The 13996-nt window shown below is 70.8% G+C and carries 12 protein-coding genes; 2 read left to right on the forward strand and 10 right to left on the reverse strand.

Annotated features, from left to right (window positions below):
• Window positions 1–133: 133 nt before the first annotated feature.
• The 8 genes from gatB to ACFYWY_RS16720 form a co-directional block, all read right to left on the reverse strand.
• The gene (gatB, locus tag ACFYWY_RS16685) at window positions 134–1642 is read right to left on the reverse strand and encodes an Asp-tRNA(Asn)/Glu-tRNA(Gln) amidotransferase subunit GatB (protein WP_389186180.1); all 1509 of its coding nucleotides are present in this window, start codon (window positions 1640–1642) and stop codon (window positions 134–136) included.
• A gap of 16 nt (window positions 1643–1658) precedes the next feature.
• Window positions 1659–1898: a hypothetical protein gene (locus ACFYWY_RS16690; RefSeq protein WP_389186183.1), complete on the reverse strand. Its 240-nt coding sequence runs from the start codon at window positions 1896–1898 to the stop codon at window positions 1659–1661.
• The gene (gene gatA, locus ACFYWY_RS16695) at window positions 1895–3388 is read right to left on the reverse strand and encodes an Asp-tRNA(Asn)/Glu-tRNA(Gln) amidotransferase subunit GatA (RefSeq protein ID WP_389186186.1); all 1494 of its coding nucleotides are present in this window, start codon (window positions 3386–3388) and stop codon (window positions 1895–1897) included. Before gatA ends, ACFYWY_RS16690 begins: the two co-directional genes overlap by 4 nt.
• A 5-nt stretch (window positions 3389–3393) precedes the next feature.
• Window positions 3394–3690: an Asp-tRNA(Asn)/Glu-tRNA(Gln) amidotransferase subunit GatC gene (gene gatC, locus ACFYWY_RS16700; RefSeq protein WP_389186189.1), complete on the reverse strand. Its 297-nt coding sequence runs from the start codon at window positions 3688–3690 to the stop codon at window positions 3394–3396.
• 278 nt (window positions 3691–3968) lie between these two features.
• Window positions 3969–6101, reverse strand: a complete 2133-nt coding sequence (locus tag ACFYWY_RS16705; RefSeq protein ID WP_389186192.1) for a putative bifunctional diguanylate cyclase/phosphodiesterase — start codon at window positions 6099–6101, stop codon at window positions 3969–3971.
• 315 nt (window positions 6102–6416) lie between these two features.
• Window positions 6417–8600, reverse strand: a complete 2184-nt coding sequence (gene ligA / locus ACFYWY_RS16710) for an NAD-dependent DNA ligase LigA (RefSeq protein ID WP_389186197.1) — start codon at window positions 8598–8600, stop codon at window positions 6417–6419.
• 41 nt (window positions 8601–8641) lie between these two features.
• On the reverse strand, window positions 8642–9637 hold the full coding sequence (locus tag ACFYWY_RS16715; RefSeq protein WP_389186200.1) for a methionine synthase: 996 nt from the start codon (window positions 9635–9637) through the stop codon (window positions 8642–8644).
• The gene (locus ACFYWY_RS16720; RefSeq protein ID WP_389186203.1) at window positions 9634–10323 is read right to left on the reverse strand and encodes an SDR family oxidoreductase; all 690 of its coding nucleotides are present in this window, start codon (window positions 10321–10323) and stop codon (window positions 9634–9636) included. The genes ACFYWY_RS16715 and ACFYWY_RS16720 overlap by 4 nt, the downstream gene beginning before the upstream one ends.
• 118 nt (window positions 10324–10441) lie before the next feature.
• Between ACFYWY_RS16720 and ACFYWY_RS16725 the strand changes: the two genes are divergently transcribed.
• A complete protein-coding gene (locus ACFYWY_RS16725) occupies window positions 10442–10768 on the forward strand; it encodes a DUF427 domain-containing protein (protein WP_389186207.1) in 327 nt (108 codons plus the stop codon).
• Window positions 10769–10903: 135 nt separating this feature from the next.
• Here the strand turns inward: ACFYWY_RS16725 and mnmA are convergent, their stop codons facing one another.
• Complete coding sequence (mnmA, locus tag ACFYWY_RS16730) at window positions 10904–12031, reverse strand: tRNA 2-thiouridine(34) synthase MnmA (RefSeq protein ID WP_389186210.1); 1128 nt, start codon at window positions 12029–12031, stop codon at window positions 10904–10906.
• A gap of 61 nt (window positions 12032–12092) precedes the next feature.
• Here mnmA and ACFYWY_RS16735 point away from each other — a divergent pair, with 61 nt between their 5' ends.
• Entirely contained in the window at window positions 12093–12818 is a 726-nt protein-coding gene (locus ACFYWY_RS16735; RefSeq protein ID WP_389186213.1) for an N-acetylmuramoyl-L-alanine amidase, read from the forward strand.
• Here the strand turns inward: ACFYWY_RS16735 and ACFYWY_RS16740 are convergent.
• Entirely contained in the window at window positions 12811–13974 is a 1164-nt protein-coding gene (locus ACFYWY_RS16740) for a cysteine desulfurase family protein (protein ID WP_389186216.1), read from the reverse strand. The two genes, ACFYWY_RS16735 and ACFYWY_RS16740, sit on opposite strands and share 8 nt — an antisense overlap.
• Between the last annotated feature and the right edge of the window lie 22 nt (window positions 13975–13996).

The following is a 13996-nucleotide window of genomic DNA, read 5'->3' on the forward strand; positions in this document are numbered from 1 at the left end:
CGCCGGGGGGGGGGGGGGGGGCGGGCCCGGGGGGGGGGGGGGGGGGGGGGGCGGCGGCCGCGGGGGGGGGGGGGGGGGGGGGGGCGGGGCGCCCGGCCCCCCCCCCCCCCCACTCCCCTGCCAACGCCCGTCGTCAGGCCTCGACGCCGAGCTTCTGCAGGATCAGTTCCTTCACGCGCGCCGCGTCCGCCTGGCCGCGGGTGGTCTTCATGACCGCCCCCACCAGCGCGCCGACCGCCGCGACCTTGCCGCCGCGGATCTTGTCGGCGATGGCCGCGTTGCCCGCGATCGCCTCATCGACGGCCGCGCCGAGCGCGCCCTCGTCCGAGACGACCTTCAGGCCGCGCTTCTCGACGACGGTGTCCGGGGCGCCCTCGCCCGCGAGCACGCCCTCGATGACCTGGCGGGCCAGCTTGTCGTTGAGGTCGCCGGCAGCGACCAGCTCGGCCACCCTGGCCACCTGGGCAGGCGTGATCGGGAGCGAGGCGAGCTCGACGCCGTCCTCGTTGGAGCGACGGGCCAGCTCACCCATCCACCACTTGCGCGCGGAAGCCGTATCCGCGCCCGCCTCGATCGTGGCGGCGATCAGCTCGACCGCCCCCGCGTTGAGGATCGACTGCATGTCGTGCTCGGAGACGCCCCACTCCTCGCGAAGCCGGTTGCGGCGGAGCCGCGGCAGCTCGGGCAGAGTCGCCCGCAGCTCCTCGACCCACTCGCGCGTCGGCGCGATCGGCACCAGGTCGGGCTCCGGGAAGTACCGGTAGTCCTCGGCCTCTTCCTTGACCCGGCCGGACGTCGTGGAGCCGTCCTCCTCGTGGAAGTGGCGGGTCTCCTGAATGATCGTGCCGCCGGACGAGAGCACCGCGGCGTGCCGCTGAATCTCGAACCGGGCCGCACGCTCGACGCTGCGCAGCGAGTTGACGTTCTTCGTCTCGGAGCGGGTGCCGAACTTCTCGACGCCGTGCGGGCGCAGCGACAGGTTGACGTCGCACCGCATCTGGCCCTGCTCCATGCGCGCCTCGGAGACGCCGAGCGCCTTGATGAGCTCGCGCAGCTCCGCGACGTACGCCTTGGCGACCTCCGGCGCACGCTCGCCCGCGCCCTCGATCGGCTTGGTGACGATCTCGATCAGCGGGATGCCGGCGCGGTTGTAGTCCAGCAGCGAGTGGGACGCGCCATGGATACGGCCGGTGGCGCCGCCGACGTGCGTCGACTTGCCGGTGTCCTCCTCCATGTGGGCGCGCTCGATCTCCACGCGGAAGACCTCGCCGTCCTCCAGCTGGACGTCCAGATAGCCGTTGAAGGCGATCGGCTCGTCGTACTGCGAGGTCTGGAAGTTCTTCGGCATGTCCGGATAGAAGTAGTTCTTCCGGGCGAAGCGGCACCACTCGGCGATCTCGCAGTTGAGCGCGAGGCCGATCTTGACGGCCGACTCGACGCCGATCGCGTTGACGACGGGGAGCGAGCCGGGCATGCCGAGACAGATGGGGCAGGTCTGCGAGTTGGGCGCGGCGCCCAGCTCGGTCGAACAGCCGCAGAACATCTTGGTGTTGGTGCCGAGCTCGACATGGACTTCGAGGCCCATGACGGGGTCGTACGCCGCGAGAGCGTCCTCGTACGACACCAGTTCAGTGACGGTCACGGTGAAACTTTCCCTCTCAGCCCAGCAGGACGTCGTCGTCGCCCAGGCGCTTCAGCTCGCGGTAGAGCAGGGCCAGGCCGGTGACGATGGCGGCAGCGGATACGGCGGCATCGATCAGCCGGAGCGTGTCGTGCTCGGTGCGGGCCTTCTTGGCCTGCTTGATCACACTCAGCGCGCCGAACGCGGTGGTGCCGATGGACAGATACGTACCGGTCTTGGACTTCTTGAAGCCCTTGGCCTTGGCAAGTGTGCTCACAGCGACGGTGCCTCCTCGAGCAACGGGTGGCCCCACTTTTCCACGAAGGCGGCCTCGACGGCGGCTCCGACCTTGTACAGCCGGTCGTCCTTCATGGCGGGGGCGATGATCTGCAGACCGACCGGCAGTCCGTCCTCCGGCGCGAGGCCGCAGGGCAGCGACATGGCGGCGTTGCCGGCCAGGTTGGCCGGGATGGTGCACAGGTCCGCGAGGTACATCGCCATCGGGTCGTCGACGCGCTCGCCGATCGGGAAGGCGGTGGTGGGCGTGGTCGGCGAGACGATCACGTCGACCTGCTCGAAGGCCTTCTCGAAGTCCCGGGTGATGAGCGTACGGACCTTCTGCGCGGAGCCGTAGTACGCGTCGTAGTAGCCGGAGCTGAGCGCGTACGTACCGAGCATGATGCGGCGCTTGACCTCGTCGCCGAAGCCGGCCTCGCGGGTCAGCGCGGTGACGTCCTCTGCGGACTTCGTACCGTCGTCGCCGACCCGCAGGCCGTAGCGCATGGCGTCGAAGCGGGCCAGGTTGGACGAGCACTCGGACGGCGCGATCAGGTAGTACGCGGAAAGCGCGAGGTCGAAGGACGGGCAGTCCAGCTCGACGATCGTCGCGCCGAGCGACTCCAGCAGCTCCACCGACTCGTTGAAGCGCTGGACGACACCGGCCTGGTAGCCCTCGCCCGAGAACTGCTTGACGACACCGACGCGCATTCCGGCGACCGAGCCGTTGCGCGCGGCCTCGACGACCGGCGGGACCGGGGCGTCGATGGACGTCGAGTCGAACGGGTCGTGACCGGCGATGACCTCGTGCAGCAGCGCCGCGTCCAGGACCGTGCGGGCGCAGGGACCGCCCTGGTCGAGGGAGGACGAGAACGCCACCATGCCGTAGCGGGAGACGCCGCCGTAGGTCGGCTTGACGCCGACCGTGCCGGTGACGGCGGCGGGCTGGCGGATGGAGCCGCCGGTGTCCGTGCCGATGGCGAGCGGGGCTTCGTACGAGGCGAGGGCGGCGGAGGAGCCACCGCCGGAGCCGCCGGGGATACGGGTCAGGTCCCACGGGTTGCCCGTCGGCCCGTACGCGCTGTTCTCGGTCGAGGACCCCATGGCGAACTCGTCCATGTTGGTCTTGCCGAGGATGACGACGTCGGCGGCCTTGAGCCTCTTGGTCACCGTCGCGTCGTACGGCGGGATCCAGCCCTCGAGGATCTTCGAGCCGACCGTGGTCGGGATGCCCTCGGTGGTGAAGATGTCCTTCAGCGCGAGCGGAACGCCGGCCAGCGGGCCGAGCGTCTCGCCCGCCTCGCGCTTCGCGTCCACCGCGCGGGCCTGCGCGAGCGCGCCCTCACGGTCGATGTGCAGAAAGGCGTGCACCTTCTCGTCGACGGCGTCGATCCGGGCCAGGTGAGCCTGGGTGACCTCGACGGCCGTGAGCTCGCCGGCGGTGATCTTCGCGGCGATCTCGGCGGCGGTGAGCTTGATGATGTCCGTCATGGTGATTAGTCCTCCCCCAGGATCTGCGGCACCTTGAAACGCTGCTGCTCCTGGGCCGGGGCGCCGGAGAGCGCCTGCTCGGGGGTGAGCGACGGACGGACCTCGTCCGCGCGCATGACATTGGTCAGCGGCAGCGGGTGGGAGGTCGGGGGTACGTCTTGGCCGGCGACCTCGGAGACGCGGGCGACCGCGCCGATGATGTCGTGGAGCTGTCCGGCGAAGTGGTCGAGCTCTTCGGCCTTCAGCTCCAGACGCGCCAGCCGGGCGAGGTGGGCGACCTCCTCGCGCGTAATGCCAGGCATGCAGCGATCCTCAGGGGTGAGTGAGTGTGGTTTGGCCCAATCCTATGGGGCGCGGGCCGACGACGACTAAACGGTTATGCGGCCGGGGGCACGGCGGCGGCCCGAAGTCCTTGCGGGGGCTCCGCCCAGGCCCCGGATCGCCCCTGTCGCCAAACGCACGGACGGGACGGAATTCCGGCCGCTCCGGGCGCTCCCCGGCCCCATCACGTGCCGCTGACGCCCAGGGGACGACTCACGTGCCGCTGACGCCCAGGGGACGAGTCACGTGCCGCTGACGCCTAGGGGACGACCTGGCCCGACGGCTCGTCCGCGTCCGTCGGGGTCGCCGCGGGGGTTGCCGCGGGCAGCTCGGCCGGGCGGTGCCAGCCACGCTCGCCCCTGGCCCGCAGCCACGCGGTGGTCTCCTGCGGCGGCATCGCGGCCGCGACCAGCCAGCCCTGTACGGCGTCGCAGCCCAGGTCGCGCAGCCGCTCCCAGGTCTCGTCGTCCTCGACGCCCTCGGCGACCACCAGCAGGCCCAGCGAGTGGGCCAGGTCGACGGTGCAGCGGACGATCTCCGCGTCCTCGTTGTCGACGGCGAGCCGGGCGACGAACGAGCGGTCGATCTTGAGCTCGCTGACGGGGAGGCGGCGCAGATGTACGAGGGAGGAGTAGCCGGTGCCGAAGTCGTCCAGGGACATCTTGACGCCGTGCTCGGTGAGCCCGGCGAGGGTGTCGGCGGCGCGCTGCGGGTCCTCCAGGAGGACGTGTTCCGTTATCTCCAGCTGAAGGGCACCCGGCGGGACGCCGTGCCGGGCGAGGCGCGCGGCGACGGATCCGGCGAAGCCGGGCGTGTGCACATCGCGCGGCGAGACATTGACGGCGACCGGTACGTTCAGCCCTTGCGCGCGCCACTTCGCGACCTGGGCGAGGGCCGTGTCGAGTACGTACTCCGTCAGATACGGCATCAGGCCCGAGGACTCGGCGATGGCGATGAACTCGTCCGGGGAGACCCGGCCGCGCTCCGGGTGGACCCAGCGGACCAGGGCTTCCAGGCCCGCGACATGGCCGTCGAAGCGGACCTTGGGCTGGTAGTGGAGCTCTACGTCGCCTGCGTCCAGCGCCCGGCGCAGATCGCCCAGCAGGCCGAGCCGGTCGGGGGTGTTGCTGTCCCGCTTGGACTCGTACACCTCCACGCCCGTGCGGTCCCGCTTCGCCTGGTACATCGCCACGTCCGCGCGCCGCAGCAGGCCCTCCGCGTCGTGCGCGTGCTCGGGGAAGACGGCCACGCCTGCGCTCGCCTCCAGGACGAGGGTGAGCCCGTCCAGGTCGAGCGGCGACGACAGCTCGGCCACCAGATTGCGGGCGACGCGCTGGGCGCTGGTGGTGGAGTCGGCTGTGGGGAGCAGTACGGCGAACTCGTCGCCGCCGAGCCTGGCCGCCTCGGCACCGCGCGGCAGAGCGAGCCGCAGCCGATCGGCTATCTGCAGGAGCAGCCGGTCGCCCGCGAGATGGCCGAGCGTGTCATTGACGGAACGGAACCGGTCGAGATCGATCAGTACGAGAGCGGAACGTGCTCCGTTGCCCTCGGCGTCCTCCAGGGCGGCCCAGGTCCGCTCCAGCAGCCACTGCCGGTTGGGCAGCCCGGTCAGCGGATCGCGAAGCTGCTCCTCGGCCCTTGCCCGGGCGATCCAGAGCGTGGAGTCCAGAGCGATCAGCGGTACGGCGAACAACGGCAGCAGCAGTGGCAGCGCGACCGCGACGACGCAGATCAGCGGGGCGATGCCGAGCAGCGCGACGGCGACAAGACCCTGCCTCAGCAGGGCCGTACGCGCCGCGGTGGGCAGGCCGCCGCCCTGGGGGGCCAGCACATACCACAGCAGCAGCCGGGTGACCGCGAGATAGGCGGTGGCCGCGAGCGTCACTTCTGGGGCGGCCGCGATACTCCAGTCGAGTGGCGACCAGGGCCGCTCGACGCTCGGCTCCACCCCGAACACAGCGAGGACGAGCGCCGCCGCGGCGATGCCGAGGATGTCCACGGAGCCGTGCAGCAGACCCTGGCGCCAGCGGTGCCTGCGGGCCGCGCCGACCAGGGCGACGACGGCGAGGCTGACGAGTCCGGCCGGCACCCAGCCGAAGAGCAGCAGCACGGCGAGGGTGAGGGCGGCACCCGATCCGGTACCGCCCCACCAGCGGTCGCGGCCGAGCGCGACCAGATGGCCCACGATGATCCCGGTGAGGACGGCAAGCGACCAGCCCACCGTGGAGTTGGGGAAGAGGGCTTGGCCCTCCTCCACCGCTCTGACGATGCCGGTGGCGAGCAGGGCGCCGGCGCAAAAGACGACGGTGGCGGGCAGCCCCGGCGTCGTGCCCGCAAGGGCCGCGAATCCACGCGGCCGTGAGACCGGGGCGGCGCTCTCGGTCGGTTTCATTCCCGTCCCTCTCACAGCCGGCGGTGCCGATGCCTCGCGATGGCTCCCGTTGTCATGCCACCACGACTGAAATCCCACCACGCAGCCGTGCACGACAGGCGCACATCTCAACAGTAGGCCGCAGGAGGCTCGGACGGGCAGCGCTCTACAGCTCTTGCCCGAATGCGACCTGGCCACCCTTATCCGTCTGGTATGCGCTGAACGGGTGACCTGTACCGGTCGTTCGGACCCGGATCCCGGCGTCTGATTCCCGCCCGTGCGCCCCCTCCGGGCTCCCGTACGAGCCCCCTCCAAGCCCCGCGCACGCCCCCTCCGTTACGCCTCTGCAGGCACAGCGGCCTCACGGGCCGCGTCAGGGCCCTGATCGAGCAATACGGCGAAGCCCTCCTCGTCCAGGACCGGAACCTTCAGCTGCATCGCCTTGTCGTACTTGGAACCGGGGTTGTCGCCGACCACCACGAAGGCCGTTTTCTTCGAAACAGAACCGGCCACTTTCGCGCCGAGGCCCTGGAGGGCTTCTTTTGCGCCATCCCGGGTGTAATTCTGCAGGGTGCCGGTGACGACGACGGTGAGTCCTTCCAGCGGCCGCGGCCCCTCGTCCTCGCCCCCGCCCTCTTCTTCCATACGGACGCCCGCCGCCCGCCACTTGCGCAGGATCTCGCGGTGCCAGTCCTCCTCGAACCACTGCTTGAGCGAGGCGGCGATGGTCGGCCCGACGCCTTCGACGGCCGCCAGCTCCTCCTCTGTGGCCTGCTCGATCCGCTCGATCGACCGGAACTCCCTGGCCAGCGCCTCGGCCGCCACCGGGCCGACATGACGGATGGACAGACCCGTGATGATCCGGGCCAGCGGGCGCTCCTTGGCCGCCGCGATGTTCTCCAGCATCGCCAGGGCGTTCTTCCTCGGCTCGCCGAGCTGGTTGGCGAAGACCGTGGCGACCTTCTCCTCGCCGGTCTTCGGGTCGCGCTTGGGCAGTCCGCTGTCCTGGTCCAGGACGTACGCCCTGATGGGCAGCAGCTGCTCGATGGTGAGGTTGAAGAGGTCGCCCTCGTCGGTCAGCGGCGGTGTGGGCGGCTCCAGCGGCTTGGTGAGCGCGGCCGCGGCCACGTAGCCGAAGTTCTCGATGTCCAGTGACTTGCGTCCGGCGAGGTAGAAGAGACGTTCGCGCAACTGGGCGGGACAGGAGCGGGCGTTGGGGCAGCGCAGGTCGACGTCGCCCTCCTTCATGGGACGCAGCGCCGTGCCGCACTCGGGGCACTCGGCCGGCATCACGAACTCCCGCTCGCTGCCGTCCCGCAGATCCGCGACCGGACCGAGGATCTCCGGGATGACGTCGCCCGCCTTGCGCAGCACCACCGTGTCGCCGATGAGCACGCCCTTGGCCTTGACCACGTCCTGGTTGTGCAGCGTGGCGAACTCGACCTCGGAGCCGGCGACCGTGACCGGCTCGACCTGGGCGTACGGTGTGACGCGGCCGGTGCGTCCGACGCCCACCCTGATGTTGACCAGCTTGGTGTTGACCTCCTCCGGCGCGTACTTCCAGGCGATCGCCCAGCGCGGCGCCCGCGAGGTGGAGCCGAGCCGCCCCTGGAGCCGGATCTCGTCGAGCTTGACGACCACGCCGTCGATCTCGTGCTCCACGGAGTGCCGGTGCTCGCCGAAGTACGCGATGAACTCCCTGACGCCTTCGAGGGAGTCGACCACCTTGTTGTGCTGGGCGGTGGGCAGGCCCCATTCGCGCAGCAGGCCGTACGCCTGCGACAGGCGGTCGATGTCGAAGCCCTGGCGGGCGCCGATGCCGTGCACCACCATGCGCAGCGGCCGGGTCGCCGTGACCTTCGGGTCCTTCTGGCGCAGCGAACCCGCCGCCGCGTTGCGCGGGTTGGCGAAGGGCTTGTCACCAGCCTCGACCAGGCGGGCGTTGAGCTCCTCGAACTTCTCCATCGGGAAGTAGACCTCACCGCGGATCTCGACGAGATCCGGGATGCGGCCACCCTGAAGCCTGTCCGGGATGTCCGCGATGGTCCGGACATTGGGGGTGATGTCCTCGCCGACTCGGCCGTCGCCGCGGGTCGCGGCCCGTGTCAGCCGGCCCTTCTCGTAGGTGAGGCTGACGGCGAGGCCGTCGACCTTCAGCTCGCACAGTAGGTGATAGTCGGAGGTGTTGACCTCGCGCGCGACACGCTCGGACCAGGCGGCCAGCTCCTCGTCGTCGAAGGCGTTGTCGAGGGAGAGCATCCGCTCGCGGTGCTCGACCGCGCTGAACTCCGTCTCGTACTGACCGGCGACCTTCTGGGTCGGCGAGTCGGGCGTACGCAGCTCGGGATACTCCTCCTCCAGCGCCTCCAGCGAGCGCAACAGCTTGTCGAACTCGCCGTCGCTGATGACCGGCTGGTCCTTCACGTAGTACCGGAAGCGGTGCTCCTCGACCTGCTCGGCCAGCCGGGCGTGCTTCTCCCGTGCCTCGGCGGGCACCTGCCCTTGCTGTTCGACAGCCACCGTCTCGTCCTCCCGTTACTTCAGCCCGTTACTTCAACCCGTTACTCAGGGTTGTCCGCGAGCGATCTCGCGGCCCGGACGCAGTGGGCGAGCGCCGCCCGTGCGTACGCGGGTGACGCACCCGCGAGACCGCACGACGGGGTGATCACCACGGACTCGGTGAGAGTCCCCGGATTCAGCCCCAGCCTGCGCCACAGCGTCCTGACACCCATGACGCTACCGGCAGGGTCTGACAATGGGGCGTCCGTGGACGGCACGACGCCCGCGAACAGCTGCGTGCCGCCCTCGACCGCCTCACCGATCTGCTCCTCATCACGCTCGGTGAGCAGACCGAAATCGAACGAGACGCCCGCGACCCCGGCCCGGCGCAGCAGCGCGAACGGCACGTCCGGCGCGCAGGAGTGGACGGTGACGGGATCGTCGCTCACCCCGATCACATCCCGCAGTGTGCTCTCGACGATCTGGCGGTCCACCGCCCGGTAGGTGCGATACCCGCTGGCGGTCCTGATCTGTCCACGCAGTACGGCGGTGAGCGACGGCTCGTCGAGCTGCAGCACCACGCGGGCGCCGGGCACCCGGCGGCGCACCTCCGCCAGATGCGCCCGCAGCCCTTCCGTGAGCGAGTCCGCGAGGTCCCGGACGGCGCCGGGATCACCCAGCGCGGCCTCGCCGCCCCGCAGTTCCAGCGCGGCGGCGAGCGTCCACGGCCCCACGGCCTGCACCTTCAGCGGGCCGTCGTAGCCCTGGGTGAACTCCTCGAGCGCGTCGAGGTCCTCGCCGAGCCAGGAGTGGGCGCGGCGGGTTTCGCGTCCGGGCCGGTCGCTGATCCGCCAGCCGCTGGGCTCGACATGCGCGTACATCTCGACGAGCAGCCCGATGGTCCGCCCGATCATGTCGGCGCCCGGCCCGCGGGCGGGCAGCTCGGGCAGATACGGGAAGTCCTCGAAGGACCCGACGACGGCCTTCGCGGCCTCGCGCGCGTCACCGCCGGGCATGGACCCGACGCCGGTGGCCGGACCCCATGGGAATGCGTTCATCGCCCCGGCCGCACCGTCAGGTCGTTGATCTCCGCGTCGCGCGGCAGATCCAGCGCCGTCAGGATCGTCGTCGCGACCGACTCCGGGGCGATCCAGCGGGAGGGGTCGTACTCCTTGCCCTCCTGGGAGTGCACCTTGACCTGCATGGGGCTGGCCGTGCGGCCCGGGTAGACCGATGTCACGCGTACGCCGTTGCCGTGCTCCTCGTAGCGCAGTGAGTCGGCGAGCGCCTTCAGCCCGTGCTTGGAGGCGGCGTAAGCGCCCCACTGGGCATGGGCATGAAGGCCCGCGCCCGAGTTGACGAACAGCACATGCCCCTGGGCTGCCCGGAGTTGCGGCAGGAACAGCCTGGTCAGCTCGGCGGGCGAGATCAGATTGGCGTTGAGCTGCTGGTGCCAGGTCTTGGGCCTGAGCTCGACGATCGGGCCGAGGTCGACGATGCCCGCGATGTGCAGCAGGGAGTCCAGTCGGTCCGGCATCGGCTGCATGCCGAGCGACCTGGAGATCCGGTCCGGGTCGGCCAGGTCGGCGACGAGCGTGCGGGCGCCCTCGTACTCTGCGGCGAGCTCCTTGGCGCGCCCGGCGTCGCGGGCCAGCAGGATGAGCTCGTCGCCGCGCTCGTGCAGCCGGCGCGCGACGGCCGCGCCGATGCCTGAGCCTGCTCCGGTGATCAGATGTGTAGCCATACGGAACATGCTCGCACTACCGCGCGCCTGCGCCCGCGGCGGAGCCGCTGATTTCCCTTGATATCGCTGAGGTCGCGGCAGGGGGAAGAAGTACGGCCCGGAGGGTGCTGTGAAGGGTATGGCTGGACACACGATCACCATCGAGCAGGGCACGGACCATGTACGGGTCGTGCACGACGGGCAGCTCCTCGCCGAGAGCCGGCGGCCTCTGCTGTTGCACGAGACGGGCCTGCCGGTCCGCTATTACCTCCCCCCGGAGGACGTACGCACCGATCTGCTCACCCGCTCGGACACCCACACCCACTGCCCGTTCAAGGGTGACGCCGACTACTGGTCGCTGCCGGACGCAGCCGATCTGGTGTGGGCGTACCCGGAGCCCAAGGACGAAGTAGCCCGGATCAAGGGGTATTTGTGCTTCTACGACACCGAGGTCGTCCAGGACTGACCTGAGGATCCAACGAATCCCGCGGCCGGGCGATGAGTTCTGCGCCGTATGCCGGTCAGCGCGGCCCCGGGTGCTGAGGGAGTTCTTCCCCGCTTAGCTCTCGGGGTCGGGTTCCGCCCAGCCCCCCGCTCGGGTTCAGGCGACGGACGCTGCCGTCCGCTGCGTCGTCGCGATCGTCGCCGAGCCGACCACACGCGTGCCGTCGTACAGCACGATCGCCTGGCCAGGGGCCACTCCCCGCACCGGCTCGGCGAAGGAGACCTGGAGCTCGTCGCCGACCAGCTCGGCGGTCACCGGCGTCTCGCCGCCGTGGGCGCGCAGCTGCGCGGTGTACGTCCCCGGGCCCGCCGGAGCCGTCCCGCACCAGCGGGGCTTGATCGCGGTCAGGGCCGTGACGTCCAGTGCCTCGACCGGGCCGACCGTCACCGTGTTGTTCACCGGTGAGATGTCCAGGACGTAGCGCGGCTTGCCATCGGGGGCGGGGTGGCCGATGCGCAGGCCCTTGCGCTGGCCGATGGTGAAGCCGAAGGCACCGTCGTGCGTGCCCAGCTTCGACCCCGACTCGTCGACGATGTCGCCCTCCGCCGCGCCCAGGCGCGAGGCGAGGAAGCCCTGGGTGTCGCCGTCGGCGATGAAGCAGATGTCGTGGCTGTCGGGCTTCTTGGCGACCGCGAGTCCCCTGCGCTCGGCCTCCGCGCGGATCTCGTCCTTGGTGGTGAGGGTGTCGCCGAGCGGGAACATGGCGTGCGCGAGCTGGCGCTCGTCGAGCACTCCGAGGACGTAGGACTGGTCCTTGGCCATGTCGCTGGCGCGGTGCAGCTCGCGGTTGCCGTCCGCGCCCATGACGACCGTCGCGTAGTGGCCCGTGCACACAGCGTCGAAGCCGAGGGCCAGCGCCTTGTCCAGCAGCGCCGCGAACTTGATCTTCTCGTTGCAGCGCAGACAGGGGTTGGGGGTGCGGCCGGCCTCGTACTCCGCGATGAAGTCCTCGACCACGTCCTCGCGGAAGCGCTCGGCGAGATCCCATACGTAGAAGGGGATGCCGATGACGTCCGCGGCGCGGCGGGCGTCGCGCGAGTCCTCGATGGTGCAACAGCCGCGCGCGCCCGTACGGAAGGACTGCGGGTTCGCGGACAGGGCCAGGTGCACACCGGTGACATCGTGCCCGGCCTCGGCGGCGCGGGCCGCGGCGACGGCGGAGTCCACGCCGCCGGACATCGCGGCGAGTACTCGGAGGGGGCGCTGGGGAGTCTGAGGAGTCATAGCTCTACCAGAGTAAGGGGCTCCGGGAACCGAAAGCCCGCGAGTATGCGTTGGGCATCGCATGGGGAGCGAATCGAAGCCCGGCAGCAAGCGGGGCAAGGGGCGGGGCGTCAGCCGACGGGCCTTGCTGATCGGCGGAGGGGCCGTGGTGCTGGGCGTCGGTGCGCTGGCACAGGACGAGCTGCGGCGTGTCTGGTGGAAGCTGCCGGGAATGGCGAAGCCGCGCAAGGAGGGTGAGCTCGACCATCTGGGCGCGGAGTGGACGGCGGCGGCACGGGCGAACTGGCGGCTGGCGGACCGGCCCGACGACTACCGCATCGACCGCGTGATCATCCATGTCGTCCAGGGCAGCTATCCGACGGCCCTGAGGGTCTTCAAGAACCCGGGGCACGGCGCCGCGACGCACTATGTCGTACGCAAGGACGGGCATGTGGCGCAGATGATCCGCGAGCTGGACGTGGCGTTCCACGCGGGGAACCGCTCGTACAACGAACGCAGCATCGGCATAGAGCACGAGGGTTACGTGGACCGGCCGGCCGGTTTCACGGACGCGATGTACCGGGGTTCGGCGCAGCTGACGGCCGGGATCTGCGTGCGGTACGGCATACCCGCCGACCGCGAGCACATCATCGGGCATGTGGAGGTGCCGGGAACGGACCACACCGACCCCGGGCCGCACTGGGACTGGAACCGCTATCTCGCGCTCGTACGCAAGGCGCTGCCGACGGCGCGCGAGGCGGCAAAGTCCGGGGCCGCGGCGTCCGAGGCGGCCGGGCGGGCTAGCTGAGCCCTGCCGTACGGGCCCGTTCCACCGCGGGGCCGATGGCCTCGGCGACCGCCTCGACATCCGCCTTGGTGGAGGTGTGGCCGAGGCTGAAGCGCAGGGTGCCGCGGGCCAGGTCCGGGTCAATGCCGGCGGCGAGCAGGACATGGCTGGGCTGGGCGACGCCGGCCGTGCAGGCGGAGCCCGTGGAGCATTCGATGCCCTGAGCGTCGAGGAGGAGGAGCAGGGAGTCGCCTTCGCAGCCGGGGAAGGCGAAGTGCGCGTTGGCGGGGAGGCGGTCGTCCGGGTCGCCGCCGAGGATCGCGTCCGGGACTGCGACGCGCACGGCCTGGACGAGTCGGTCGCGCAGTGCGCCGATGTCGTGGGCGAAGTCCTCGCGGCGCTCGGCGGCGATGCGGCCGGCCGCGGCGAAGGCGGCGATCGCGGGGGCGTCGAGGGTGCCGGAGCGGACATGGCGCTCCTGGCCGCCGCCGTGCAGTACGGGGACGGGGGTGTACTCCCGGCCGAGCAGCAGCGCGCCGATGCCGTACGGTCCGCCGATCTTGTGTCCGGAGACGGTCATGGCGGCGAGGCCCGACGCGGCGAAGTCGACGTCGAGCTGTCCGAAGGCCTGGACCGCGTCAGCATGCAGCGGGACGTCGAACTCCCCTGCCACGGCAGAGAGTTCCCTGACCGGCATGACGGTGCCGATCTCGTTGTTGGCCCACATCACGGTGGCGAGCGCGACATCGTCGGGGTTGCGCTCGATGGCTTCGCGCAGGGCTTCGGGGTGCACCCGCCCGTACGCGTCCACCGGCAGATACTCGACGTTCGCGCCCTCGTGCTCACCGAGCCAGTCGACGGCGTCGAGGACGGCGTGGTGCTCCACGGGGCTGGCCAGCACCCGGTTCCTGGCCGGGTCGGCGTCGCGCCGCTGCCAGTACAGGCCCTTCACCGCGAGATTGTCGGCCTCGGTGCCGCCGGAGGTGAAGACCACCTCGCTGGGCCGCGCGCCGAGCGCCTCTGCGAGGGTCTCGCGGGCCTCCTCGACGGCGCGGCGGGCCCGGCGCCCGGCGGCGTGCAGCGCGGAGGCGTTGCCGGTGACGGTGAGCTGCGCGGTCATCGCCTCGACGGCCTCCGGCAGCATGGGAGTGGTCGCAGCGTGGTCGAGGTATGCCATGGTGACCACGATTCTACGAGGC

The organism is Streptomyces sp. NPDC002870, assembly GCF_042888505.1.
GTDB lineage: Bacteria > Actinomycetota > Actinomycetes > Streptomycetales > Streptomycetaceae > Streptomyces.